The sequence below is a fragment of the Microtetraspora fusca genome (assembly GCF_001570365.1).
Taxonomy (GTDB): Bacteria; Actinomycetota; Actinomycetes; order Streptosporangiales; family Streptosporangiaceae; genus Microtetraspora; species Microtetraspora fusca.
The window spans coordinates 126,202-151,653 of record NZ_BBYK01000042.1; the positions used below are offsets into that span (position 1 = coordinate 126,202).

At 70.4% G+C, this 25,452-nt stretch carries 24 protein-coding genes, 1 tRNA gene and 1 pseudogene; 14 read left to right on the forward strand and 12 right to left on the reverse strand.

All coding sequences use genetic code 11. From position 1 onward, the window contains the following. Positions 1-1,193: trypsin-like serine peptidase (locus tag AWQ68_RS43495; protein WP_066938057.1), on the reverse strand; the 1,193-nt coding region annotated here is incomplete at its 3' end. A 350-nt stretch (positions 1,194-1,543) separates the two neighbouring features. Continuing rightward, the gene (locus AWQ68_RS09790; protein WP_066938059.1) at positions 1,544-2,068 is read right to left on the reverse strand and encodes a MarR family winged helix-turn-helix transcriptional regulator; all 525 of its coding nucleotides are present in this window, start codon (positions 2,066-2,068) and stop codon (positions 1,544-1,546) included. 79 nt (positions 2,069-2,147) lie between these two features. On the opposite strand from AWQ68_RS09790, the gene AWQ68_RS09795 reads away from it, so the two are divergent. Further along, positions 2,148-2,918 carry a trans-aconitate 2-methyltransferase gene (locus tag AWQ68_RS09795; protein WP_218006826.1) on the forward strand — a complete coding sequence of 257 codons (771 nt, stop codon included), beginning with the start codon at positions 2,148-2,150 and terminating at the stop codon, positions 2,916-2,918. Positions 2,919-3,023: 105 nt separating this feature from the next. Here the strand turns inward: AWQ68_RS09795 and AWQ68_RS09800 are convergent, their stop codons facing one another. Both AWQ68_RS09800 and AWQ68_RS09805 read right to left on the reverse strand, forming a co-directional pair. Continuing rightward, positions 3,024-4,061 carry a TetR/AcrR family transcriptional regulator gene (locus tag AWQ68_RS09800; RefSeq protein ID WP_084463858.1) on the reverse strand — a complete coding sequence of 346 codons (1,038 nt, stop codon included), beginning with the start codon at positions 4,059-4,061 and terminating at the stop codon, positions 3,024-3,026. 154 nt (positions 4,062-4,215) lie between these two features. Next, on the reverse strand, positions 4,216-5,154 hold the full coding sequence (locus AWQ68_RS09805; RefSeq protein ID WP_066938065.1) for an acyl-CoA desaturase: 939 nt from the start codon (positions 5,152-5,154) through the stop codon (positions 4,216-4,218). Positions 5,155-5,467: 313 nt separating this feature from the next. Between AWQ68_RS09805 and AWQ68_RS09810 the strand changes: the two genes are divergently transcribed. From AWQ68_RS09810 to pth, 6 genes are all read left to right on the forward strand, one after another. Next, positions 5,468-6,355 carry a hypothetical protein gene (locus tag AWQ68_RS09810; protein WP_066938067.1) on the forward strand — a complete coding sequence of 296 codons (888 nt, stop codon included), beginning with the start codon at positions 5,468-5,470 and terminating at the stop codon, positions 6,353-6,355. Positions 6,356-6,397: 42 nt separating this feature from the next. Beyond that, a tRNA-Gln gene (locus AWQ68_RS09815) sits at positions 6,398-6,470 on the forward strand. Between the two features lie 499 nt (positions 6,471-6,969). Next, entirely contained in the window at positions 6,970-8,418 is a 1,449-nt protein-coding gene (glmU, locus tag AWQ68_RS09820) for a bifunctional UDP-N-acetylglucosamine diphosphorylase/glucosamine-1-phosphate N-acetyltransferase GlmU (protein WP_066938070.1), read from the forward strand. A 197-nt stretch (positions 8,419-8,615) separates the two neighbouring features. Further along, a complete protein-coding gene (locus AWQ68_RS09825; protein WP_066938681.1) occupies positions 8,616-9,593 on the forward strand; it encodes a ribose-phosphate diphosphokinase in 978 nt (325 codons plus the stop codon). A 147-nt stretch (positions 9,594-9,740) separates the two neighbouring features. Next, positions 9,741-10,352, forward strand: a complete 612-nt coding sequence (locus AWQ68_RS09830) for a 50S ribosomal protein L25/general stress protein Ctc (RefSeq protein WP_066938072.1) — start codon at positions 9,741-9,743, stop codon at positions 10,350-10,352. A 70-nt stretch (positions 10,353-10,422) separates the two neighbouring features. Then, positions 10,423-11,025: an aminoacyl-tRNA hydrolase gene (gene pth, locus AWQ68_RS09835; protein WP_066938075.1), complete on the forward strand. Its 603-nt coding sequence runs from the start codon at positions 10,423-10,425 to the stop codon at positions 11,023-11,025. Here the strand turns inward: pth and AWQ68_RS09840 are convergent. Continuing rightward, on the reverse strand, positions 11,009-11,623 hold the full coding sequence (locus AWQ68_RS09840) for a 3'-5' exonuclease family protein (protein WP_066938078.1): 615 nt from the start codon (positions 11,621-11,623) through the stop codon (positions 11,009-11,011). The genes pth and AWQ68_RS09840 overlap by 17 nt on opposite strands. A 64-nt stretch (positions 11,624-11,687) precedes the next feature. On the opposite strand from AWQ68_RS09840, the gene AWQ68_RS09845 reads away from it, so the two are divergent. From AWQ68_RS09845 to AWQ68_RS09875, 7 genes are all read left to right on the forward strand, one after another. Then, on the forward strand, positions 11,688-13,193 hold the full coding sequence (locus tag AWQ68_RS09845) for a sugar transferase (protein WP_084463824.1): 1,506 nt from the start codon (positions 11,688-11,690) through the stop codon (positions 13,191-13,193). Then, the gene (locus AWQ68_RS09850) at positions 13,194-13,955 is read left to right on the forward strand and encodes a 3'(2'),5'-bisphosphate nucleotidase CysQ (RefSeq protein WP_066938080.1); all 762 of its coding nucleotides are present in this window, start codon (positions 13,194-13,196) and stop codon (positions 13,953-13,955) included. It abuts the gene before it with no gap. 19 nt (positions 13,956-13,974) lie between these two features. After that, positions 13,975-14,889, forward strand: a complete 915-nt coding sequence (gene cysD / locus AWQ68_RS09855; RefSeq protein ID WP_066938083.1) for a sulfate adenylyltransferase subunit CysD — start codon at positions 13,975-13,977, stop codon at positions 14,887-14,889. Further along, a complete protein-coding gene (gene cysN / locus AWQ68_RS09860; protein WP_066938085.1) occupies positions 14,889-16,151 on the forward strand; it encodes a sulfate adenylyltransferase subunit CysN in 1,263 nt (420 codons plus the stop codon). The genes cysD and cysN overlap by 1 nt, the downstream gene beginning before the upstream one ends. 80 nt (positions 16,152-16,231) lie before the next feature. Next, positions 16,232-17,185, forward strand: coding sequence for a sulfotransferase family protein (locus AWQ68_RS09865; RefSeq protein WP_245655832.1), 954 nt, complete (start codon positions 16,232-16,234; stop codon positions 17,183-17,185). Continuing rightward, positions 17,182-18,099, forward strand: a complete 918-nt coding sequence (locus AWQ68_RS09870; protein WP_066938088.1) for a glycosyltransferase family 2 protein — start codon at positions 17,182-17,184, stop codon at positions 18,097-18,099. Before AWQ68_RS09865 ends, AWQ68_RS09870 begins: the two co-directional genes overlap by 4 nt. After that, positions 18,099-18,947 (forward strand): WecB/TagA/CpsF family glycosyltransferase, encoded by an 849-nt coding sequence (locus tag AWQ68_RS09875; RefSeq protein WP_245655833.1) that lies wholly within the window; start codon positions 18,099-18,101, stop codon positions 18,945-18,947. The genes AWQ68_RS09870 and AWQ68_RS09875 overlap by 1 nt, the downstream gene beginning before the upstream one ends. On the opposite strand, the gene AWQ68_RS09880 is transcribed toward AWQ68_RS09875, so the two are convergent. From AWQ68_RS09880 to AWQ68_RS46105, 7 genes and pseudogenes are all read right to left on the reverse strand, one after another. Next, positions 18,895-19,833: a sulfotransferase gene (locus AWQ68_RS09880; protein ID WP_066938093.1), complete on the reverse strand. Its 939-nt coding sequence runs from the start codon at positions 19,831-19,833 to the stop codon at positions 18,895-18,897. The two genes, AWQ68_RS09875 and AWQ68_RS09880, sit on opposite strands and share 53 nt — an antisense overlap. After that, positions 19,830-21,116, reverse strand: coding sequence for a lipopolysaccharide biosynthesis protein (locus tag AWQ68_RS09885; protein WP_066938096.1), 1,287 nt, complete (start codon positions 21,114-21,116; stop codon positions 19,830-19,832). The genes AWQ68_RS09880 and AWQ68_RS09885 overlap by 4 nt, the downstream gene beginning before the upstream one ends. Continuing rightward, a complete protein-coding gene (locus AWQ68_RS09890; RefSeq protein ID WP_066938098.1) occupies positions 21,113-21,994 on the reverse strand; it encodes a sulfotransferase domain-containing protein in 882 nt (293 codons plus the stop codon). Before AWQ68_RS09890 ends, AWQ68_RS09885 begins: the two co-directional genes overlap by 4 nt. Next, on the reverse strand, positions 21,991-22,938 hold the full coding sequence (locus AWQ68_RS09895; RefSeq protein ID WP_066938101.1) for a hypothetical protein: 948 nt from the start codon (positions 22,936-22,938) through the stop codon (positions 21,991-21,993). Before AWQ68_RS09895 ends, AWQ68_RS09890 begins: the two co-directional genes overlap by 4 nt. After that, positions 22,931-24,229 carry an O-antigen ligase family protein gene (locus AWQ68_RS09900; protein ID WP_066938104.1) on the reverse strand — a complete coding sequence of 433 codons (1,299 nt, stop codon included), beginning with the start codon at positions 24,227-24,229 and terminating at the stop codon, positions 22,931-22,933. The genes AWQ68_RS09895 and AWQ68_RS09900 overlap by 8 nt, the downstream gene beginning before the upstream one ends. Next, entirely contained in the window at positions 24,226-25,122 is an 897-nt protein-coding gene (locus AWQ68_RS09905; protein ID WP_066938106.1) for a hypothetical protein, read from the reverse strand. Before AWQ68_RS09905 ends, AWQ68_RS09900 begins: the two co-directional genes overlap by 4 nt. Positions 25,123-25,200: 78 nt before the next feature. Next, positions 25,201-25,443, reverse strand: a pseudogene (locus AWQ68_RS46105) (Wzz/FepE/Etk N-terminal domain-containing protein); the annotation flags it as partial. Positions 25,444-25,452 lie beyond the last annotated feature (9 nt).

Sequence of the window (25,452 nt, forward strand, 5' to 3'; positions counted from 1 at the left end):
TTGTTGCCGTCCGGGTGGGTGCCGCTCGGGTAGCCGAACACGAAGACGTTCTTGCCGAGCTTCTGGTTGTAGGCCATGCCCTGCCCGCCGACGTTGTCGCCGAGGCGACCGACGTCCTTCAGGCCGATCTGGAAGGTCTTGCCGACGACCTGGTAGCCACCGGCGGCCTTGGTCCAGAAGGTCCGCTTGAAGTACTTGTACTCCGGCTTCTGCTGGTGGTGGCCGTGGCCGGGCTTGCCGTCGACCTTCGTCCGGAAGTACAGCGTCTTGCCGTCGCGGCTGACGTACGAGTCCTTGTCGAACTTGTACTCGTACTTGCTGACCTCGACGGGGTCGCTGGCACCGGTGCCCTCGGCCCACGGGCCGTTGCCGGTGAGGTCCTTGTCCTTGTTCAGGGCCTGGAAGTCGGCCACGGTGGCCGGCTTCTGCGTGTTGTCACCCGGGACCGGGACGACGCTCAGCTCGGACCAAGCGGTGCTCTTGTCGGCCTGGAGCTTCGCCTTCGCGGCCTCAGCCTCCGCCTGGGTGGCGAAGACCTCGGACTTGTACTCCTTGTCCGCCTTCGCGCTCTCGGGCAGGACGCCGTTGTACACGGTCACGAACGCGTAGTCGCGGTCGCCGTCCTCGTAGACGTCGAAGTCGTAGTGCGTGAAGGCCTGCTTGCCGACGTAGATGCCCCACGGGGTCTTGCCCTGGTAGTAACCGGGGATGAAGACCCACTTGTCCATGGTGGCGGCGTTCTTGCCGGTGTCGTACACGCAGTGGCCGGCGGTGGCGACCAGGTTGCGGTAGTTCGACTGCAGCGAGGTGGCCGAGCACCAGTGCGGCTGCTTGTCCGCGCCGATGAAGAACACCTTGCCGACGGTCTTGGGCAGGTTGACGTTCTTCGACTTGGCGGCGGCCTTCTTCTCGTCGCCGATGGCCGGCACGACGCCGGGCTTGCTGTCGGCAGCCGGCCCGCCCTTGGAGACGTGCTTGGCGACGATCTTCGTCTCAACGCCGTAGGGGGTGGCGTTGAGCAGGTTGGCCTTGGCCTGGCCGTACCAGAACGCGGCAACCTGCTTGGCGGCGAGGTTGGTGTTCGCGAGGGTGTCGCTGGAGACCGTGTTGGTCGCCTGGGCCGGAGCGGCCAGGCCGGCGGCCAGGAGGCCGGCGGTGGCGACGAGGCCACCGAAAGCGAGGGTGCGCTTCATGAGGGGTTGCTCCTTGGTCTGTCGTGGGACGTCAATTTGCGTCCCATCCGTCAGTAAAGGGATGACATGGACGTTACCAAGGGGCAGCTGGGATCAAAGCTGAAAAAATCTTGTGAATCCGTGGAACCGGATGGATCGTTCGGACCGTCAGAGATGTAGCCAGCGGTATATCCGCTGATCACCCCGGCGTGTCCGGATTTCGGCGCCCCTCGGCGGCGGCGCGCCCATCCACTGGTTGTGTGACCTAAATCACAGTTATGGCCCGATAATTCGCCATAATTCACCGCATGACGAATAGAGTGTTTTGTCCGCTTTGTCATGACGTGTGCGGATTTATTGCTGCGGCAGTTCTAGTGCGCTCCGCCGTCTGAGGCATCGAAAGGGGCGAGCAGGGTGTGGAGCAAGGTGGCGAGGGTGCGCTGCTCGCGCTCGCCCAGGCCGGCGAGCAGTTCGCGCTCGCGCCGCAACAGACCGGCGAAGGCCGCGTCCACCCGCTCGCGTCCCAGGGCGGTCAGCCGTACGAGGACGCCGCGCCGATCCTCCGGGTCGGGGTGTCGCGTGACCAGTCCGGAGGCGGCCAGCCGGTCGATGCGGTTCGTCATCGTCCCCGACGTGACCAGCGTCGCCCGCAGCAGCGCGCCCGGGCTCAGCTCGTACGGCTTGCCGGAGCGCCGTAGCGCGGTGAGTACGTCGAACTCCCAGGATTCGAGATCGTGCTCGGCGAACGCCGCCCGTCGTGCGCGATCGAGGTGGCGGCTGAGCCGTGACACCCGGCTGAGCACTTCGAGGGGAGAGACGTCCAGGTCTGGGCGCTCCTGTCGCCAAGCGGCGACGAGCCGGTCCACCTCGTCTTCGGTGGCCCTGGAATGCGACATGGCGTTGATTTTAGCTCTCTTGACATCGAGAAACCTAGGCGCAGAGTATCTCGATATCAAGATGAATCGGAGAATCTCCATGGGATCGGACATCTGGGACCCCGCGGTCTATCGCACGTACGCCGACGAGCGGGCCCGGCCCTTCTACGACCTGCTCGGCCGGGTGGCCGCGCGAAATCCGGCGCACGTGGTCGATCTCGGCTGCGGCTCCGGAGAGCTGACCGCCGAACTCGCCGGGCGTTGGCCCACCGCGACCGTGCACGGCGTCGACTCCTCCGCCGCGATGATCGACAAGGCTCCCAGCGGAGAGCGTCTCGGGTTCGAGGTCGCCGACGTGCGCGACTGGCGTCCGTCCCGCCCCGTCGATGTCATCGTGTCGAACGCGGTCCTCCAGTGGGTGCCCGAGCATCGCGAGCTGCTCGCCCGCTGGGTGACCCACCTGACCCCCGGCGGGTGGCTCGCCTTCCAGGTGCCCGGCAACTTCGACGCGCCCAGCCACGCACTGATCCGCGGGCTCTGCCGTACACCGGCCTGGCATGACGAACTGGGCGATCTCGTACGCGAGGCGCCGGTGGACGAACCGGTCGAATACCTGGAACTGCTCACAGGGCTCGGCTGCGCCGTGGACGCCTGGGAGACCACTTACATTCACGTGCTCCCCGGCGAGGACGCCGTACTCGGCTGGGTCAAGGGGACCGCGCTGCGTCCCATGCTCGACCGGCTCTCCCCGGACCGCCACTCGGCCTTCCTCGCCGAATGCGGACGGCTCCTCGCTGAGGCGTACCCGCGCCGCCCGTACGGCACGGCCTTCCCGTTCCGCCGGATTTTCGTCGTGGCCCGCAAGAACTAATAGGAACCGCGGACGCGATCGGCCGAGCGGGCGTGCGAAGCTCGCGGGACGCTCAGACGGCCGGTGAGAAGGGCCGCCGAGCGGTCCCCGGCCAAATCAGGGGACTCAGCTTCCGTCCGCCCGATCGGGACCGGCTGTCTTGCTCGCCTGGCGCGCCTGCCGCTCCAGCGCCTTCTGCTGCTCGCGCTGGGCCTTCTCCTGCTCCTTCTGTTCGCGTTCGCGGGCCTTCTCGCGTTCTTTCTGTTCGCGTTCGCGGGCCTTCTCGCGTTCTTTCTGTTCGCGTTCGCGGGCCTTCTGCTGCTCGCGCTGGAGCTTCTCCTGCTCCTTCTGTTCGCGTTCGCGGGCCTTCTCGCGTTCTTTCTGTTCGCGTTCGCGGGCCTTCTGCTGCTCGCGCTGGAGCTTCTCCTGCTCCTTCAGATCGCGCTCCCGCGCCTTGTCCTGCTCCTTGGAGTCCCGCTCGGCGGGCCGTGCCGGACGGGCGTCCGGGGGAGGGGAGAGCACCAGGCCGCGGGTGGCGGCCGTGAGCTGCGGATTGGGATCGAGACCGGTCAGGCCGTTCCAGGAGAGGTTGACCAGGTGCGCCGCGACCTCCTCGCGCCGCGGCTTGCGCACGTCCAGCCACCACTGCCCGGTCAGCGCCGTCATGCCGACCAGCATCTGCGCGTACATCGGCGCGAGCTTCGGGTCGTAGCCGCGCTCCTTGAACTCGTCGGCCAGCACGTCCTCGACCTGGCTGGCGATGTCACTGATCAGGCTCGCGAACGTGCCCGTTCCGGATGCGGCGTGCGAGTCGCGGACCAGGATGCGGAAGCCCTCGCTGCTCTCCTCGATGTATTGGAGGAGAGCGAGGGCGGCCCGCTCCAGCTTGACCAGCGCGTGCGAGGCCGACAGCGCCTGCGTGACCAGGGTCAGCAGCCGCTGCATCTCCCGGTCGATGACGACCGCGTAGATGCCCTCTTTGCCGCCGAAGTGTTCATAGACGACGGGCTTGGAAACCTTGGCGCTCGCCGCGATCTCCTCGACCGAGGTGCCGTCGAAGCCCTTCTCGGCGAAGAGCGCGCGGCCGATCTGGATCAACTGCTCGCGTCGCTCCGCGCCCGTCATACGTCGTCGAGATCGGGAGGAGTCGTTCACGCGTTCCATCATGGCCTGTTTGGGTTTATCGACGGATTCCGGCCTCGCCGTCGCCTTGCCGTTCGGCGGATCCGGGCGCATCCGTACGGCTGTCGCCGACGCCTGCGCGGAGGCGAGAGGCAGGGCGACAGCCGATGCGCGTGGAGAGGGGGTATCGGCGGGATCACCCAAGTCGTTTCGCCGCCAGCCGCTCCTCATTGGGCCAGCGCACGTCGGAGACCCATCCGGCCTTCTCGAACCAGCGGATCAGGCCCGCGCTGAGGTCGATCTGCCCCTTGAGCACGCCGTGCCTGGCGCAGGTGGGGTCGGAGTGGTGCAGGTTGTGCCACGACTCGCCGAACGACGGGATCGCCAGCCACCAGACATTGCGCGACTTGTCGCGGACCTCGAACGCCTCGTCGCCGAAGACGTGGCAGATCGAGTTGATCGACCAGGTGACGTGGTGGAGCAGGCCGATCCGGATAACGGTGCCCCAGAAGAACGCGGTGAGCGCTCCCTGCCAGGACCAGGTCACCAGTCCGCCGAGCAGCGCCGGAAGGAACAGCGAGGTGAGGGCGAGGGCCCCGAACGACCTGTGCAGCTTCATGATGTCCGGGTCCTTGATCAGGTCCGGCGCGTACTTCTCGCGGTTGGTGCGCTCGGACTCGAACAGCCAGCCCATGTGGGCGTAGAGCAGTCCCTTGGACATCGACTTGAAGCCGGGACCGAACCGCCACGGCGAGTGCGGGTCGCCCTCCTTGTCGGAGAACTTGTGGTGCTTGCGGTGGGTGGCGACCCAGTCGAGCACGGACATCTCGAGGGAGAGGCTGCCGGCGATCCCCAGGATGATCTTCATGGGCCGCGTGGCTTTGAACGACCCGTGGGTGAAGTAGCGGTGGAAGCCCACCGTGACTCCGAGGCCGGACACGATGTAGAAGATCGCGAAGATCACGACATCGCTCCAGCCCAGACCCCATCCCCAGGCGAACGGCACGGCGGCGATTACGGCGAGGATGGGAGCCCCGACCACCACCCCGAAGGTGATCAGTTCTGCTCTCGATTTCGGTTCCGGCTCGAACTCCGGCTTGGGCTGCCGTGCGGGACGCTCTGTGAGGACAGTCATGGGCTACCTCGCGAAGAAGTGGGGAAGATGTCCGGCTACGCCACCGTAACCTACGCCATCGTAAGTTAGGAATTTCCAGGCGGCGAATGTAGGGAAGGTGACTCAATCCGACCCCAACTCGTGGCGCATCCACGCCTTGTGGAAGTGCCATCAGATCTGCTAAAAGCGTGCGCCCGCGACCGTCGGGAGGCCAGGGTGCCGGGGCAACCTTTGTCGCAGGTTGGGCGCCCCCTGGCCGCGTTCCCGTGAGTGTACGGCTGTGCGATGAGTAATTGACTTGCGACGATAAGTAATCAGAACTAGCGTTCTATTCATGACGAGAACCCCTCGGCAACTCGCCCGGTTTGAGGCGCTCCGCGGCCAAGCCATCGCCCTCAGGGCGTCCGGCAAGTCCCGCGCCCAAATCAAGAACCTCCTCGGCATCGGCAGTGAAGGCACTCTCAACGAGTTGCTCCGGGATGTGATCCCGCCCGGCTCCCCGCTGCGGGCCAACGCCAAGGACGATCTGAGGGCGCGAGCTCGTGAACTTCGCCTGGCCGGTCGGTCCTACAACGAGATCGTGAGCGAGCTGGGCGTTTCCAAGTCCTCGGTGTCGCTCTGGGTGCGCGACCTGCCCGAGCCCCCGAGGCTCAGTCCGGAGCAGCGCCGGCAGCGGGCCGCGGAAGGCGCGCGACGCTACTGGGAGAGCGAGCGAGGCGAGCGCGAGGCCCGCAGGCGAGAGGTCCGGGACAACGCGGCCGCGATGGTGGGCCGGCTCTCCGAGAGGGACCTCCTCATCGCCGGTGCGGTGGCCTATTGGTGCGAAGGAGGGAAGAACAAGCCGGGTCGTCGTTATGACCGGGTCGTATTCATGAACAGCGACCCCGGCCTGATCCGTTTCTTCCTCCGGTTCCTGGAGGCGGCCGGGGTCGATCGCGCGGATGTGGCCTTCCACGTCTGTATCCACGAGACGGCGGATCTCGCCGAGGCGGAGAAGTTCTGGCTGGAGCAGACCGGCGGCACGGCGGATCGGTTCGGCAATCCCGTCATCAAGCGGCACAGGCCCGCGACCGTGCGGAGCAATGTCGGAGAGGACTACCACGGCTGTCTCCGGGTTGAGGTCCGTCGTGGCTCCTGGCTCTATAGAAAGATCGAGGGATGGGTCGAAGGGATCTTCCGTGCCGCATCAATCGAATCGGCAGAGCCTGCCCTCGATCGGTAAGCTAGGGCGAGGCTCCGAACCTTCACCCAGGGTTCGAGACCATCCCGGGTCGTCTAACCAGGCAGGACAACGTCTTTTGGTGTCGTATGTAGGGGTTCGAATCCTCTCCCGGGAGCAGTAAGCACAGGTTCGAAGCCTGGTCCGGTAAGTCCGGGCCAGGCTTCTGCTTTGTTCGGCCTCTCCGCGGGACTCTGGGCGGCGCTTTCGGCGGTCCAGGCGGCCCCTGGCCGACCGTGAGGGCGGTCTCGGTGTGGGGAACTGGGCGGCTCGTGCGCTGGGGCCCATCTGCGGAAACCGGGATCCCTGTTGCGATGATTTCGGCTGATCGAGCACGTCTTGTGGTTACTGTCCGGAGTGTCCGGCAACGTGAACATCGGGACCGCCGGCCCGATGCGGCCATCCGGGCGCTCCGCGCCACCCCGTGAGGGGCGTTCCGCGGTCACGCTCAGTGACCGTTGAGAGGGGTCGCGTTCCAGGTGGGGGCTGGATTCCGCCTTGGGGGCGGCAGGTAAGCTCACCTTGTCGAGTGGGTGACCGTGCGACGCCTCGGCGGTAGCCGTACGTGATCCTTTGGCCGACCTGTTGCAATCGCGGATCCGAGGGAGCCCCCGCAAGTGAGTGTGCCGCGCCCTGCCGCTGTCATCGTCCTCGCCGCGGGCGAGGGTACCCGGATGAAGTCGAGAACCCCCAAGGTCCTTCACGAGCTGTGCGGTCGCGCCCTGGTCGACCACATGCTCGGCGCGGCGCGAGGGCTGGGGCCCGAGCGCCTGATCGTCGTGATCGGCCACGCCCGCGAGCGGGTCGAGGCCCACCTGGCCGAGAACGCGCCGGACGTGCTGACAGTTGTCCAGTCGCAGCAGAACGGTACGGGCCACGCGGTGCGCACCGTCCTGGAGGCGGTGGGCACGATCAACGGCACGGTCCTCGTCACGTACGGCGACACGCCGCTGCTGCGTGAGGAGACCCTCCGCGAGTTGGTGGAGCGGCACGCCGAGGACGGCAACGCGGTCACCGTGCTTACGGCTGTGGTGCCCGATCCGACGGGGTACGGCCGGATCATCCGTGACTCCACCGGAGCGGTCCTGGAGATCATTGAGGAGAAGGACGCCACGCCTGAGCAGCGGGCGGTCGCCGAGATGAACTCGGGCGTCTACGCGTTCGACGGGCTGCTGCTCGCGGACGCGGTCAAGCGGGTGGGGGTGGCCAACGCCCAGGGCGAGGAGTACCTCACCGACGTGCTGTCGATCCTGCGCGAGGACGGCCACCGGGTGGGCGCGCACGTCGCGGCCGACTACGTCGAGGTCGAGGGCGTCAACGACCGGGTCCAGCTCGCCTTCGCCCGCCGGGTGCTCAACGACCGCATCCTCAGGGACCACATGCGCGCGGGCGTCACGATCATCGACCCGTCCAGCACGTGGATCGACGCCGGGGTGGTGATCGAGCCCGACGTGGTGATCCATCCGGGCACCCAGCTCCACGGCGCGACGACGGTAGGGGCCGGCGCGGCCATCGGTCCGGCGAGCACCCTGACGGACACCGTCGTGGGTGAGGACGCCGTGGTCCGCAACGCGGTCTGCGAGGGCGCGGAGATCGGCGCGCAGGCGTCGGTCGGCCCGTACGCGTACCTGCGCCCCGGCACGCGTCTCGGCCGCAAGGGGAAGATCGGGACGTACGTCGAGACCAAGAACGCGTCGATCGGCGAGGGCAGCAAGGTGCCGCACCTGACCTATGTCGGGGACGCCACGATCGGCGCCGGCTCCAACATCGGCGCCGCCTGCGTCTTCGTGAACTACGACGGCGTCGAGAAGCACCACACGGTGGTGGGCGACCACGCCCGCGTGGGCAGCGACAACATGCTGATCGCTCCGGTGCGGGTGGGCGACGGCGCCTACACGGCGGCCGGCTCCGTGATCACCAATGACGTCCCGCCCGGGGCCATGGCGGTGGCCCGGGGCAGGCAGCGCAACATCGAAGGGTGGGTCACGCGCCGCCGCGCGGGGACCTCCTCGGCCGAGGCCGCCCGGCTCGCGCTGGCGGCTCAGGAAGAGGCCGCCCAGGAATAGCCACACACGAAGCGGCGCGAGGGCCGTACGCAGCAGTCAGCAAGGAGAGTTCGAGGCGCGGGAGACCGCGTAACTTCCCGAGGGGAATCAGCCGCCGTGGGCGTGCACAGCGAGCGAGCAAGGGGGCACAGCGAGGTGCCGCGGGTACGGATGACGGATTGCCGGATGGCGGCCGCGTGTTCGGCGAGGAGAGCGTCGTGAGTGGAAAGAAGACCGCGGGCGAGCGGAACCTGATGTTCTTCTCGGGCCGGGCGTTCCCTGAGCTGGCCGAGGAGGTGGCGTCGAACCTGGGGGTGGAGATCACCCCGACGGCGCTGCGCGACTTCGCCAACGGCGAGATCTACGTTCGTTATCTGGAGTCGGTCCGTGGGTGCGACGCGTTCGTGATGCAGTGCCACACCGCTCCGATCAACAAGTGGATCATGGAGCAGCTCATCATGGTCGACGCCCTGAAGCGGGCCTCGGCCAAGCGCATCACCGTGATCATGCCGTTCTACGGGTACGCCCGGCAGGACAAGAAGGGCCGGGGCCGCGAGCCGATCACGGCGCGGCTGATGGCCGACCTGTTCAAGCAGGCGGGCGCCGACCGGCTGATGTCGATCGATCTGCACACTTCGCAGATCCAGGGCTTCTTCGACGGCCCGGTGGACCACCTGTTCGCGTCGCCGGTGCTGATCGACTATCTGCGGGACAAGCTCGACCCGGCGACCACGACGATCGTCTCGCCGGACACCGGCCGGGTGCGGCTGGCCGAGCGCTGGTCGGACGCCCTGGGCACCCAGGTGGCGTTCATCCACAAGCGCCGGGACCTGGATGTGGCGAACCAGGTCAAGGTGCACGAGGTTGTCGGCCGGGTCAAGGGGCGTACCTGCGTCCTGATCGACGACATGATCGACACCGGTGGCTCGATCTGCAAGGCCGCGGACGCGCTGTACGAGCACGGCGCGACGGACGTGATCGTCGCGGCGACGCACGCGGTGTTCTCCGACCCGGCGGTGGACCGGCTGAAGAACTCCCGGATCTCCGAGGTGGTCGTCACGAACACGCTGCCGCTGGCGGAGGACAAGCGGTTCGACAGCCTGACCGTGCTGTCGATCGCGCCGCTGATCGCCCGGGCCATCGAGCAGGTCTTCACCGACGGCTCGGTGACCAGCCTCTTCGAGGGCGAGAGCTGATCGCCTCCTGACGGGCCGGCCCCCGCCGATGGAGTGGTGGGGGCCGCGGGTCGGGTAGGCTGCTCAAGTTGCGCTCGTAACGCCTTCCGCTAGGGCGGGTGAGGGGGAGCGCGCCATCCGTAGACGATCACCCCTAGGAGATGTGCCGTGTCCGAGGTACGCATCGCCGCCGAGCTCCGCACCGAGTTCGGCAAGGGCGCCGCTCGTAAGATCCGCCGCGCCCACAAGGTTCCCGCCGTCCTGTACGGCCACGGCACGGAGCCGCGGCACCTGACCCTGCCGGGTCACGAGGTGCTGCTGGCCCTGCGCACCGCCAACGTGCTGATCCGCGTCCAGGGCGACGGCGTCGACGAGCTGGCGCTGCCCAAGGGTGTCCAGCGTGACCCGATCAAGGGCTTCGTCGAGCACGTCGACCTGCTGCTCGTCAAGCGCGGCGAGAAGGTCACCGTCGAGATCCCGGTCACCGTGACCGGTGAGGTCATCGGCAGCGCCCTCGTCGATCAGCAGCTCGTGACGGTCTCGGTCGAGGCCGAGGCGACCCACATCCCGTCCGGCGTCGAGGTCGACGTCGACGGCAAGGACGTCGGCTTCGCGGTGACCGCCGCCGACCTGCAGCTGCCGAACGGCGTCACCCTCGCGGGCGACCCGGAGGCGCTGGTGCTGCACGTCGTCGCGCCGCAGGCGGCCGAGCTGCCGGCCGAGGGCGAGGAGGCGGAGGCCGCCGAGGGCGAGGCTCCGGCCGAGGCTGCCGCCGAGTAAGGAACGTTTCGCGGGAGCGGGTCCTCCACAGGGTGTCCTGTGGGGGACCTCTCCATATGAGGAGACGGTGATGGAGGATCAGCGCTGGCTGGTCGTCGGCCTGGGCAACCCTGGGCCGGAGTACGCCGGGAACCGGCACAACGCGGGTTTCATGGTGCTGGACGAGCTGGCCGCGCGGGCAGGCGGCCGGTTCAAGGTGCACAGGTCGCGCGCGGAGATCGTCGAGGGGCGGCTGGCGGGGGCTCCCGCGGTGCTGGCGAAGCCGCTGTCGTTCATGAACCTGTCCGGCGGCCCGGTGAAGGCGCTCGCCGACTTCTACAAGGTGGCCCCGACGCACGTGGTCGTGGTCCACGACGAGCTGGACATCCCGTACGGCGCCCTGCGGGCGAAGCTCGGCGGCGGCGACAACGGGCACAACGGCCTGAAGTCGATCACGAAGTCGCTGGGGACGCGAGACTACCTCCGGATCAGGTTCGGCATCGGCCGGCCTCCGGGGCGGATGGATCCGGCGGCGTTCGTGCTGAAGGACTTCGCGACGGTGGAGCGCAAGGACCTGCCGTTCCTGGTGGATCGGGCGGCGGACATGGTGGAGTCGCTGGTCAGGGCGGGGCTGGAGGCCACGCAGAACGCGTTCCACGCGGCCGATCTGAACCCGGTCAAGCCTCCTCGGTGACGGGGCGCGCGGCGGCGGAGCGCTCGCCGCCGCGCCAGAGCATGAGGTTCTGGAAGAGCTCGGCCTGCTCCATGGCGTCGTCGAGGGCGTGGTGGGTGTGCCGGCGGGTGGATCGCACCTCGCGGGGCATCTGCCGTTTTGTGGACCAGGCGACGGGGACGCCGGCTTTGGTGGCGTAGAGCGTCTTTATGTCGATGCATCGGGAATGCCCGAACGGCGATTGCCCGGTGAAATTCATGAAATACCAGTAAATCCACATCCAGTCGTAGGAGAGCGGGAACGCGGCCAGGACGGGCAGCGTGTTTCCGCAGACCTCGGCGATCCAGGCGGTGGCGGCGCTCATCGCCTCGGCCGGGTGCCGTCCCTCCCGGATCAGCACGTCACGGTCGAGGCCGCTCACCGCGAGGGCGGCGGGGTCATAGTCGTCGCTGATGGGGCGCAGCTCGGCGTAGAACGTCGCCTCTTCCGGCGCGCACCTCTCGAACGTCCTCCCCTCCATCCGCCCGGCGACCGCCATGCCGAAACTCACCATTGAATACGGGCCGGGAATGGGACCGTCGGCTTCGATATCGACGGATATATACGTTTCGGCTTTCACGGATTCTCCTCAAGCGTGGCCATACGGCCGATAGCATTCCGTCACTCTAGATGTGCGTTCGGTGATGGATCGATCACGGTGGGGGCGAGGCGTGCAGGAGGGCGAGCTGGCGGCGGCCGTGGGCGCGCCGGGGAACGCACCGGGGAACGCGCCGGGGAGATCGTCGGCCTCTCCCGTCCCGCGGCCGCCGCGATGGGCCTCGCGGTACCGGTTCCACGCCGCCCTCCTCGACGTCGGCTGCGCCCTCCTCGCCGGGACCGCCGCGATGGCAGCCCGGTTCGGCGAGGTTACTCCGTACGTCGCCCCCTATGTCGTGATGAGCGCGCTGCTGCCGTTGTTGTGGGTGTGCTCGGTCGGCATCAACCGGGCGTACGAGCCGCGCCTGATCGGGGTGGGGTCGGAGGAGTTCCGCCGCATCGCCCAGTCGGGCTTCACGCTGATCGCCGCCGTCGCGATCGCCGCGTACGTGACGAAGACCGACGTGGCCCGCGGCTACGTGGTGCTCGCCCTGCCCGCGCTGACCGGGCTCACCCTCTGCGCCCGGTACGTGCTGCGGCGCAGGCTGCATCGCCGCTGGGCGAGGGGTGGCTGCATGCGCAGGGTCGTGGCCGTCGGCCACCGGGCCGCGATCACCGACCTGACCCGGCGGTTCCGGCGTGAGCGCTACCACGGGATGGAGATCGTCGCGGCCTGCGTGCCGTACGACGCGTTCGGCGAGGTGGAGGGCGTGCCGGTGCTCGGCGACTTCACCGACGTCCCGCTGGTGGTGGAGCAGGCGGAGGCGGACACGGTGGCGGTGCTGGCCTGCCCCGAGCTGGACGGTACGGCGCTGCGGCGGCTGGCGTGGCGGCTGGAGCGCAGCCGGACCGACCTCGTGGTCGCGCCCGCGCTGATGGAGGTGGCGGGCCCGCGCACCACGATCCGCCCGGTTGCCGGGCTGCCGTTGCTTCACGTGGAACATCCGGAACTGGCCGGGATCCGGCAACTCATCAAGAACGTCTTCGACCGGGTGGTGGCGGGGACGGCGCTCGTCGTCCTGTCCCCGCTGCTGGTCACCCTCGCGGTCGCGGTACGCGTGACGAGCCCGGGGCCGGCGCTGTTCCGCCAGACGCGGGTCGGCAAGGACGGCGTCGAGTTCACCATCCTGAAGTTCCGCACGATGTGGCAGGACGCGGAGGCACGCAAGGTCGATCTGATCAGCGACGCGGGCGGGGTGCTGTTCAAGATCCGTCAGGATCCGCGGGTCACGCCGATGGGGAGCTGGCTGCGCCGCCGCTCCCTTGACGAACTGCCCCAATTGATCAACGTTGTGAAGGGACACATGTCGCTCGTGGGGCCGCGTCCGCCGCTTCCGGAGGAGGTCGCGCGGTACCGTGACGACGTCCGCAGGCGGCTCGTCGTCCGCCCGGGCATGACGGGCCTGTGGCAGGTGAACGGGCGATCGGACCTGTCGTGGGAGGAATCGGTGCGGCTTGACCTGCGTTATGTCGAGAGCTGGTCTCTCATGCTGGATCTGCAGATCCTGTGGAAGACGTGGTCGGCCGTGATACGCGGGGCGGGAGCTTACTGAATGGCGATGCGGGACGACCACGGTCTGGCCGGCGAGCTGGCGTCGGAGGCGGGAGAGCTGCTGCTGCGGCTGCGCGCCGAGCGAGGCTTCGCCGATCCGAAGGCGCTGAAGGACGCGGGAGACCGCGGGGCACATGACCATCTGATGGAGGCGCTGCGGCGGCTGCGGCCGGGCGACGCCGTCCTGTCGGAGGAGGCCACGCGCGAGGAGCGGCTGGACCCCCGGAGGCTCTCGGCCGAGCGGGTGTGGATCGTCGATCCCCTGGACGGCACCCGCGAGTTCGCCGAGGAGGGCCGCTCCGACTGGGCCGTCCATGTGGCGCTGTGGGAGCGCGGCGCGCTGACGGCGGGTGCGGTGGCGCTGCCGGCACAGGGCCGGACGCTCACCACCGCCGAGCCGCCCACGCTGCCGGACCGGCGGGGGCGCTTCCGCATCGCGGTCAGCCGCACCCGGCCCCCGGAGTTCGTGGAGAAGCTGGCGCACGAACTGGGCGCCGAGCTGGTGCCGATCGGCTCGGCCGGAGCCAAGATCGCGGCGGTGCTGACGGGCGAGGTCGAGGCGTACGTCCACGCGGGCGGCCAGTACGAATGGGACTCGGCCGCGCCGGTCGCGGTCGCGCTGGCGGCGGGGGCGCACGCCAGCCGGATCGACGGCTCGCCGCTCGTGTACAACCAAGCCGACCCCTCATTGCCGGATATCCTGGTCTCCCTACCGGATGTGGCGCCAACTTTGCTCGCCGGCATCCGTGACCTGCACCGCTAGCCCGTCGAAGGAATCCCCTATGCTTCAGCGCGACTACACGACGTCGCAGCTCGACGTCCTGGAGGCCGAGGCGATCCACATCATGCGTGAGGTCGCGGCGGAGTTCGAGCGCCCCTGTCTGCTCTTCTCCGGTGGCAAAGACTCCATCGTGATGCTCCGCGTCGCCGAGAAGGCGTTCTGGCCGGCGCCGATCCCGTTCCCTCTGATGCACGTGGACACCGGGCACAACTTCCCGGAGGTCATCGAGTTCCGCGACCGGCGCGCCGCCGAGCTGAGCGCCCGGCTCGTGGTGGCCAGCGTGCAGGCGTCGATCGACGCCGGGCGGGTGGCCGAGGAGACCGGCCGGCGCGCCTCGCGCAACCGGCTGCAGACCACCACCCTGCTGGACGCCATCGAGGAACACGAGTTCGACGCCGTGTTCGGCGGCGCCCGGCGTGACGAGGAGAAGGCCCGCGCGAAGGAGCGGGTCTTCTCCTTCCGTGACGACTTCGGCCAGTGGGACCCGAAGAACCAGCGCCCCGAGCTGTGGAACCTGTACAACTCGAAGATCCGCAAGGGGGAGCACATCCGCGTGTTCCCGCTGTCGAACTGGACCGAGCTGGACATCTGGGACTACATCCGGCGCGAGGGGATCGAGATCCCGTCCATCTACTTCGCGCACACCCGCAGCGTGTTCGAGCGGGACGGCATGCTGCTCCCGGACGCCGAGGTGGTGCGGCGCGGCGAGGACGAGCCGCTGTTCGAGGCCACCGTCCGGTACCGCACGGTCGGCGACATGACCTGCACCGGCGCCGTGGCGTCGACCGCCGTGACGGTCGAGCAGATCATCGAGGAGATCGCGGTGACGCGGCTCACCGAGCGCGGCGCGACGCGCGCCGACGACCGGGCATCGGAGGCCGCGATGGAGGACCGCAAGAAGGAAGGCTACTTCTAATGGACATCCTTCGTTTCGCCACCGCGGGTTCGGTCGATGACGGCAAGTCGACGCTGATCGGGCGGCTGCTGTTCGACTCCAAGGCGATCTTCGAGGACCAGTTGGAGGCGGTCGAGCGGACCTCGCGCGATCGCGGCACGGAGTACACGGACCTGTCGCTGCTCACCGACGGCCTGCGCGCCGAGCGGGAGCAGGGCATCACGATCGACGTCGCGTACCGCTACTTCGCGACGCCGAAGCGGAAGTTCATCATCGCCGACACCCCCGGGCACATCCAGTACACCCGGAACATGGTGACCGGCGCCTCCACCGCCGACCTGGCGATCATCCTGATCGACGCGCGCAAGGGCGTACTTGAGCAGTCGCGGCGGCACGCGTTCCTGACGACGCTGCTGCGGGTGCCGCACCTGGTCCTCGCGGTGAACAAGATGGACCTGGTCGACTACGCCGAGGAGCGGTTCGAGGAGATCCGTGAGGAGTTCACCTCCTTCGCGTCCAAGCTGAACGCGGCGGACCTCACGTTCATCCCGATCTCGGCGCTGCACGGCGACAACGTGGTCTCCCGGTCGGAGAACATGCCGTGGTACCAGGGGTCCTCGCTGCTGCACCACCTGGAGAACGTGCACATCGCCTCCGACCGGAACCTGGTGGACGTGCGCTTCCCCGTGCAGTACGTCATCCGGCCGCACAACGCGACCAGCCAGGACTTGCACGACTACCGCGGCTACGCCGGCCAGGTGGCCGGCGGCGTGCTGAAGCCGGGCGACGAGGTCACCCACCTGCCTTCGGGGCTGTCCACCCGGATCTCGGCGATCGACACGTTCGACGGGCCGGTGGAGGAGGCGTTCCCGCCCATGTCGGTCACCCTCCGGCTGGAGGACGACATCGACATTTCGCGCGGCGACATGATCTGCCGACCGCACAACCAGCCGGCCGCCGCCCAGGAGATCGAGGCGATGGTGTGCTGGATGGCCGACACCACCAAGCTGCAGTCCCGGTCCAAGCTGATCATCAAGCACACGACGCGTACGGCGCGGGCCCTGGTGCGCGACCTGCAGTACCGGCTCGACGTCAACACCCTGCACCGGGACGAGTCAGCGACGGCGCTCGGCCTCAACGAGATCGGCCGGGTGTCGCTGCGCGTCACCCAGCCGCTGTTCGTGGACGACTACGCGCGTAACCGGCTCACCGGCGGCTTCATCCTCATCGACGAGGCCACGAACGGCACGGTGGGCGCGGGCATGATCGTCGACGCCCGGTAGATCCTTCGCCGTTCCGTGAACGGATAATTACCCAAAGCGCTAGGGTCATCACGTTCCGTATCCACGTGGTGGAGGGGTCCGTGACGGACGCGCAGCCGGTGATCTTCGTGGGAGGGCTCGGCCGCAGCGGCACCACATTGCTGGAGCGGCTGCTGGGCGAGCTCCCCGGCGCCGTGCCGCTCGGGGAGGTCGTCCATCTCTGGGCGCGCGGCGTCCACGCCGACGAGCCGTGCGGGTGCGGCGAGCCCTTCTCCCGCTGTCCCTTCTGGGGCAAGGTGGGCGATCTGGCGTTCGGGCACTGGCGTGCGGATGAGGCCGACCGCGTGCTCCGGCTGCGGGCCCGGGTGGATCGCACCCGCCGCGTTCCGTTGCTCGCTCTCGGCGGCTTGCCGGCCTCCGGGAGCGGCCGTCGGGCGGCCGAGCTGCGCGCGTACGTGTCGGCCTACACCGCGCTCTATGCCGCGGCCGCCGAGGTGGCCGACGGCCGCTGGGTGATCGACTCCAGCAAGCACGCCTCCCTGGCGTACTGCCTGGCCGCGGCGGGGGAGACACGGCCCCGGCTGCGGGTCGTCCACGTAGTACGCGATCCGCGCGCGGTGGCGGCGTCGTGGCACAGCGACGTGACACGGCCGGAGGACGGCCGCCCGATGGCCCGGTGGGCGCCGGGGCGCACGGCCGTCCACTGGCTCGCGCAGAACCTCGCCTTCGAGCTGCTGCGCCGCCGGGGTGTGCCGGTCGTCCGGATCCGGTACGAGGACCTGCTGCGGCGCCCGGCCGAGACGCTGCGCGAGCTGACCGCGGCGTTGGGGGTGTCGTCCGGCGCGCTGCCGTTCCTCGGGGACGGCGGGGCGCTGCTCGGCGTCGCGCACACCGTGTCCGGTAACCCGATGCGGTTCGCGGTGGGGCGGGTGCGGTTCAGCGAGCGCAGGGTCACGCTGCCGCTCGGCCGGCGGTTGCTGGTCACCGCGCTCACCTGGCCGCTCCTGCTGCGCTACGGCTATCGCCTGGCGCCGCGGGCGGAGGCCGGGGCGTGAAGCCGTCCGTCGGCGTCGTGATCCCGACGCGCGGCGAGCGGCCCGAGCTGCTCGCGGCCGCGGTGGCGGGCGTGCTCGACCAGGAGTACGGCCGGCGGATCCGGGTGGTCGTGGTGGTCGACGGCGGCGGCGACGCGCTGGGCCCGGCGGAGCAGATCACCGACGTGGTGGCGGCGACCCGGGGGAGCGTCCGGGTGGTCGCGAACCGGCGCGCCCGCGGGCTGCCCGGCGCCCGCAACACCGGGATCGACGAGCTGGACACCGACCTGGTGGCGTTCTGCGACGACGACGACCGGTGGCTGCCCGGCAAGCTCGCGGCCCAGGTGGCGGCGCTGGAGGGCGAGCCGGAGGCCGACTTCGCCAGCTGCGCGATCGAGGTCGCGTACGGCTCCCGCCTGGTTCCCCGGCAGGCGGGCGCCGAGCGGGTCACCCGGGCCGATCTGACCAGGTCGCGGATGGTGATGGTGCACTCCTCGACGTTCCTCTTCCGCGCGTCGGCGGGTTATCGGGCCGACGAGAGCGCCCCCGGCGGGCAGAACGAGGACTGGGATCTCGCGTTGCGGGCGGCGGCCCGGCATCCGATCGTGCACGTCGACCGGCCGCTGGTCCGGGTGCGCTGGGGCGGGTCCGGATATGTCGCCAGATGGGCGGATCGGATCGCCGGGCTGGAGTGGATGCTCGCCCGGCACGCCGACCTGGAGACGGATCCGCGCGGCGCGGCCCGCATCTACGGCCAGATGGCGTTCCACCACGCCGCGCTCGGCCGTCGCAGGGACGCCGGCCGGTGGGCCTGGAAGGCGTTCTCGGCGCATCGCCGCGAGCCGCGCGCCGCCGTGGCGCTCGCGGTGGCCACCGGTCTCGTGCCCGCACGGGCCGTGCTCGGCCTGCTGCACACGTGCGGCCGGGGCATCTGATGCGCACGAGGCCGGCCCAGCCGGGCCGGGTCATGTCGCCGTCCCGGCAGCGTATACGCGTCGCCGCCGTGGAGCTGGATCCGCTCGCCGAGCACGAGGTCGTGGCGCGGGTGTTCGCGGAGCTGCGCCGCGGCAGGGGCGGCCACGTGCTCACTCCCAACGTGGACATCTGCCGGCTGGCCGCTCGCGACCCGGAGCTGCGCGGCCTGGTCGGGCGGGCGGACCTCGCCGTCGCGGACGGCATGCCGCTGGTGTGGGCGTCCCGGCTGCTCGGCACGCCGATTCCGGAGCGGGTGACCGGCGCCGACCTGATCTGGGCGCTGTCCGAGGCGGCGGCCCGGCAGGGCGTCCCCGTCTACCTGCTGGGCGGCCCTCCCGGCGCGGCCGAGGCGGCGGCGGAGGCGCTGCGGGCGCGCTTCCCGCGCCTCGTCGTCGCCGGGACCCAGGCCCCGCCGTACGGGTTCGAGTCGGCCCCGGGAGGTGTGGCCGCGATCAGGCACGCCCTGCGCGCGGCGGCGCCCGGACTGGTCTTCGTCGGGCTCGGCTTCCCCAAGCAGGACCGGCTGATCGAGGTGCTGCGCGCCGATCTGCCCGGCGCGTGGTTCGTCGGCTGCGGGTCCGCCATCGCCTTCGCGGCCGGGACCGTACGGCGTGCGCCGGAGTGGATGCGCGGCGCGGGCCTGGAGTGGTTGTTCCGGCTGCTGTCCGAGCCGGCCCGGCTGGCGCGCCGGTACCTCGTGCACGACGCGCCGTTCGCCCTGCGGCTGCTCGCCGGGTGCGCGCTCCGGCGCGTGGTCAGACGGGCGCGGAGGTCAGCTCCCGGATCCGGGACACCTCGTCGGGCGTGAGCCGCTCGCGGTAGCTCGACAGGGCCGCCCGCGAGTCCATGGGGCGGAACGCCGTCCGGGACAGGCCGTTCCAGGCGAAGCCGGACGCGGGGGTGTCTGCGGGAGCCGTACAGGCGGCGCCGACGCGGCGGGCCGCGCGTGGCGTCCAGGGGAGGCCGCACCAGGCGTAGAGGTCGCGGAAGCCCTCCAGCGGCGCGGAGGCGAGCGCCTCGTAACCGACGACCCGGATGCCGGGGTCGGCGGCGGCGAGGTCGGCCGTGACGCGGCGGGCCACCCGCCACAGGGCCGCCGCCTTGGCGATGCGGTCCTGCGAGCCGACGAGCGGGCGCAGCTCCTCGACGCAGGGATGGTCGCGGACGAGCAGCGGCTGTTCGAGCAGCTCGTGGAAGTAGACCGTCCAGCCGAGCCGCTGCCAGCTCCCGACGAACGCCACCGGATCCCGGACCATGATGACGACCCGGCAGCCGAGCCGCCGGGAGAACCAGGCGGCGGAGAACAGCGCGAACGGATCGTCCAGGAGGGCGCGCCGCCGTAGGAGCCGGCCGAGCCGGAAGGCCGTGCCGTACTTGGCCATGCGGGCGAGATCGCGGGGGCGGCGGTTGCGCCGGAGCTCGGCGAGGTGGCCGTAGCGCAGCGCGACGGTGCGCGAGAACGCCGCCAGCCAGGGCTCCTCGTCGTCCGGACAGATGTACTGGAAACGATGCGTCACGGAGGCGTTCAGCACGCCGGGGCAGCGTCCGGGCGGGTGCTCGGGGTTGAGCGGCTCGTTGACGTAGACGAGGCGGCCGCTCGCCGCGAGCATCTTCCCGGCCCAGCTCGTGCCGCTGCGCGGCAGCCCGGTCACCAGCAGCGGCGGGCCGTCCCCGTTCGGGCGCCCGGTGCTCACGCGGCCATCCTCAGACTGAAGGCGGCGACGCTGTGCCGCCCGAAGGGGCGCAGCCCGTAGCGGAGCGAGATCTGGGCGAGCGGCAGCAGATTCTTCAGCAGAACGCCGCCGGACCAGCCCAGGACGGCTCCCAGGGCGCCGTGCCCGGGAACGAGGAGGACGTCGAGGACGACGGTCGCGGCGACCGCGCAGGCGGTGTTGACCAGGCTCGCCGTGGTGTGCCCGGAGGCGATCAGCATCACGTCGACCATGCCGCACGCGCTGGCGATCATCATGGTGGCGGAGAGAACGAGCGCCACGGAGGTTCCCCGGGCGTACGACGCGCCGAAGATCCGCAGCAGCCACGGCGCGAGGGCCGCGTAGCCGAGCCAGACCGGCCAGGTGACCATGACCAACCACATCGTCGCCGTCTGGTAGAGCTGCCTGGCCTGGGCCAGGTCCCCCTGGGCGAGGGCCCGGACCAGTCCGGGCTGTACGGCCTGGGCGAGCCCCTGCCCGGCGAGCTGGCCGACCACCTTGAACCGGGTGGCCGCCGTGTAGACGGCGGCGGGCGCGGGGCCGGCGAGCGCGGCGACGATCACGACGTCGAGCCGCTGGAACACCGCCTGGAGCGCGGCCGCGGCGGAGCGGGGCGCGGTGTACCGCCAGAAGTGGTCCCACCGGACGGTGGAGGTGCGGCCCCTGAGCCAGCGGGCGGCGACCGCGCCGACCGGAAGGGCGGGCAGCGCCCACGCGGCGGTCAGCACGGGGATGGGCGCCCCGGCGAGCAGCGCGCCGGACAGCAGCGCGACCTGGCCGAGCGGCTGGGCGACCCCGGACAGGAACAGGGTGGGCCGCATGGAGCCGAGCCCGCGCGTGGCCGCGATCAGGACGTCGGCGACGGCGAACGCGGGCAGCGCCGCCGCGAGCACCGGCCACACGCCCGCCGGGACGCCGGTGAGCGGGGCGAGCGCGCCGCCGAAGACGGCGACGGCCGCGGCGGCGAGGAGCGAGAGCGTCGCGACGGGGGCGAGCGCGACCAGCAGCACCGGCCGGCCACCCGGCACCGGTTCGCGGGACGTCCTGGCCAGGACGTAGACGAGCCCGTTGCCGGTGTCCAGGCGGATGATCCCGGCCAGCATCAGACACAGCGCCGTGGCGGCGAAGAACGCCCCGGCGTGCGCGGGTGGGAGGCACCGGGTCACCACCAGGACGACCAGGAACTGGGCCGCCGCGCCCGTGGCGGCGCACAGCAGCCCGGCCGCGCTCTTGCGGGCGAGGGGCAGGTCCCGCCGCCGGGTCACCGGAGATCCGCCTCCCGGACGCCCGAGCGCCAGGACGGCTCGGCGCCGAGCCAGGGCGTGAGCAGGGCGTCCCAGGGGGCGAAGTGCTCGGACAGGCGGCGCCGTACGGACTCGGGCATGTCGGCGGCGCGCGGCCGGGCGTTGTGCCGTTCGAAGACGGGGTCGCCGATCTGGGGCAGGTCGAGGAAGTCGATGACGCGGTCGTAGACAGGGCGGGGGTCGTGGAAGAACCGCCCGCTGTCCACGACGAGCACCTGGTCGCGTCCGACGAGCAGTTCGAGGCGGGCGAGCTGGTCGGCGTACCGGCCGCGCGCGACGTAGGCGTGGTGCCGGTGGCTGTGGCTGGCCGAGTTGGGCGAGACGCGCAGGCGGTGGGCCTCACCGGCGAGGCGCTCCTCTTCCAGCTCCAGGGCGCGCTCGAAGGACGGCTCGGTCTCGAAGCCCCTGGCCAGTTCATGGGCGTAGGCGGAGTAGGCGCGCTCCACCGGGTCCCTGACCAGCACGATCAGCTTGGCCCCCGGCAGGTCCCAGGCGATCCGCGCGGGGGCGAGCGGGTGGAACAGGTAGTACGGCGAGGACTCGAACGCCTGGGCCTGGTGGCCGTGCCGGCGCCCCAGCCGACGGGCGGCCGCCTTGCGGGGAAAGTGCGCCTGGTACCAGCTCAGGCCCTTCTCGTACGCCATGTCGAAGTAGTGGACGCCCTTGTGCAGCACGGGCTTGAGGATCAGCGGATGCCGGGAGAGCGCGCGGTACAGCGAGGTCGTGCCGCACCGCTGCGCGCCGATGATCAGGAACGAGGGCAGCATCCTGCCTCCCACGGTGAGCCTGCCCGTGGTCAAGGAGACGGCGTGCGCCGAGCGCTTGAGGGTGGACTTCACAGCAGGGGCTCCAGATGGTCGACGAGTGGGTTGAGCCAGGTCGAGGCCGGGCCGAGCGGTTCGTGGCCGTCTCGATCGTGCCGGTCGGCGAGGGTGATCAGGTAGTGCGCCGCGGTACGCCGGGCCTCCGCCGCCGAGAGCCCGAACGGCGCGAGGAGGGGGACGGCCCGAGCCAGGCAGGCGCGGGTGGCGCTCACCGGCCCCATACGCCGCAGGACACGGTGCAGGAAGTGGTGGAGCGCGTCGAAGCCGAGGGGAACGCCGGTGCCGAACCGTTCCCAGTCCCAGACGAGGAGCCGCCCGTCGGCGGCCGGGGAGACGTTCCAGGGGGCGAAGTCGCCGTGCCATGCGTGGCCGCCCGAGGGGACCGGTGGGGCGTCGTCCCCGAGTGAGGCGATCTCGGAGACGGCCGCGTCGAGCAGGGCGGGCGGCGCCGCGGCCGACGTGACCGGCAGCGGCGAGAGGACCAGCACGTCCATGCCGTGCCAGACGCCGTGGTGCAGCACGACCGGCACCGCGATGGTCTTCAACGGACGGTCGGCGAGCATGCGCAGGGTGGCGCTCTCGTGCCGGATCAGCGCGCGGGCCCGCTCGGAGTCGCCGACCTTGACGAAGCCGAGCGGCTCGCGTCCGGTCCCGTCCGTGGCGGCGTGGGCGGAGAGGATCGGCTTGCGGTTGGCCCGGCGGGCGGGCCGTACCCGCAGCACGGCGCGGATCGGGTGGCCGAACACCTCGCCGAGGTACGTCTCGATCGTGTCGGGGCCGTCGGGCACCGGAACCCGCCCGCCGCGGCCGAGGACGGCGTGCCAGCGCGTACGCGGGACGAGCCGCCGGGGGACCAGCCGGTGCGGCAGGACCGTCCGCTCGGTCGTGGTCGCGGACGGCGGGTAGAGCAGGCCGATGACCTCGTGGAGGTAGCGCAGCCGGGCCTCGGCGTCACCCATGCGCCCACCTCGCGTTCCGTGGCGCCTGCCGCTGGGCCGCGTTGCGCCAGAGCAGCGCGAACGAGATCAGGTAGAGGCTCAGCGCGCTGACCAGGCCGTCGTAGACGAACATGTAGAAGAGCACGAGGATCATGACGAGCGTGCCGGCCTGCCCGATCGGGGACCTGTCGCTCCAGTAGCGCCGGATGGCGCCGAGGAAGAACGCGACGTACAGCGCCGCGCCTGTCAGACCCTGCGTGATGAGCGTGAGCCAGAGCTGGCCGTCGCTGCCGAGCGGAGGGTGGCCGCAGGTCGGGCACCACGCGGTCTTGCCCGTGGTGATCGTGGAGTAGTTGCCGTACGCGTTGCGGGTGTTGCCGTAGCCGATCACAGGGGAGGTGGCGGCGGCGCGGACGGTGGACGCCACGGTGAAGGCTCGGATGTCGTTGCTGTGTGGGTTGGCCAGCCGCTGCCCCACGATCGCGGCGAGCGGGGACAGCAGCAGCGCTCCGCCGGCCAGGGCGACGGCCACGCCGACGACGAGGGGCCGCCAGCGGAAGGCGAGGTAGGCGGCCGACAGCGCGAGCCCGATCCACAGGCCGCGGTTCAGCGAGTAGACGATGGGGATCGCGGCCAGGGGCAGCAGCACGGCGACGGCCACCCGCCGCCCCCGCCCGCCGTACGTCCACCAGCCGACCACGAACCAGACGAGCAGCACCGAGATGTTGCTGCCCCAGGCGTTGGCCCACTCGAACGGCGCCTCGGGCCGGGGGGAGGCGTGCCCCAGCACGTGCTGCACCTGGCCGGCGGTCGGATGGATCAGGTTCTTGACGAAGGAGTTCCCGCCGATCCAGTCGGGCAGCAGCAGCTCGACGGGGGCGGTGAACTGGAAGCCGGGGGCGAACACCCCGAGCAGTCCACCGGCCACGGTGGTGATGAAGAGCACGCCGAGCAGCCGGACCAGGGTGAGCTGGGGCAGCTCGTCGAGGGTGAGGTTGCCCAGATAGAGCACCGTGACGGCGAGCGCGACGTAGACGGCCAGGCGCATCAGGTAGCCGAGGATCCGGCCGGTGGACAGGTCGCCGTACGTGCCGGGCGGGTTCTCGGCCAGGGTGACCGCGCTGATCGCGTATCCGGCCAGCAGGAGGAACCACAGGCCCATGCCCTTCGGCACCTTGATCGGGCGTCTGCGCCACAGCACCACGGCCATCGGCACCGCGAGCACGACGATCGACAGCCCGCCCAGGCCGAGAGCCCACCAGATCGGATAGCCGGCGAGCAGGGCGGCGATCGGCCACACCGCCGGTCTCATGCGTTCTGCTTCATGGAGCGCGACGTCATGGGCAGGGTGGGCGGCACGGTGACCGCCCCGAGCACGGTCGTGCCCTGCCGGACCAGCCGTCGTACGGCCTGGGTGACCTCGGTCGAGGTCGTCCGGCGCAGGCCGAGGAGCAGTATGGCCGCGTCGGGCCGGTCGGCGGGGTCGGTGACCACGGCGACCGGCGCCAGGTGGGAGAGCGCGGCGCCGAGGCGTTCGGCGACCGGCGCCCCGCCGACCGTGCCGAGTTCGGCGACCAGCAGGCGGTGGTAGCCCTCGCCGAGGGAGGAGACCACGTCGGCCGCCAGCGAGCGGAAGGCCCCGGGGTCGGCACGCAGCGGGATGTCGGCGAGCAGCGGGAGCGTGGTGAGGCGCTCGACGTCGGCGGCGGTGCGCAGCCGGGTGTCGAGGCGGTCGCGAGCGAACGCGGCGCCCGTCCCGGCGAGCAGACCGAGGAAGAGGCCGCTGCCGAGGTACAGCGGGACGCTCGGGGCGCTGGGGGACGACGGGGGGCGGGCCTGGCTGATCACCGATCCCGGGATGATCGCGATGGTCTTGAGCGCGTCGTACTTGAGGCTGAGGCTGTAGACCTGCTTGCCGAGCACGGACTGCTGGTGCTCGGCGACCACGCGTGCGGCGGAGCCGCGGGCGAGCGTGGCGACGCTCTCCGCGGCCTTGCCGAGGTCGTCGTCCACCTGGTGCAACTGGGTGGACAGCGCCTTCATCTGGGCGGCCAGGCTGCGCGCGGCCGACAGCGTGCGGTTCTGGAGGTACGCCTCGGCGAACGCCTGGGCGCCCGCGGAGGCCGAGACGCGGTCGCCGGCGGTGAACCAGATGGAGAGGATGGCGGAATTGGGCGGCACGTCCACGACGACCTGCTCCCGCAATTCCTCCGAATCCGTCTTTTTCAAAATTTCAGCGGCTTTGGCGGCGACTGTCGCAGAGTGGGCGATTTGCGCCTCTGTATCAAGGTTGAGCGGTTCGCGCAGCCGCGAGGTCACCTGATTGACCTGATCCTGAACGCCGGTCGGGAGGACCTGTACCTGGGCGACCGCCGTGTATTTCTTGGGCGTCACGACCAGCAGTCCGACGGCGCCCGCGACGCCTGTGAGCAGGCATGATGCGACGAGGAGCCGACGGCGGCGGAGAACCGAACCGTAGTCGGCGAGATCCCTGGTGTGCGGCGGCGGAAAAGAAGATCTCACCATGCCCACGAA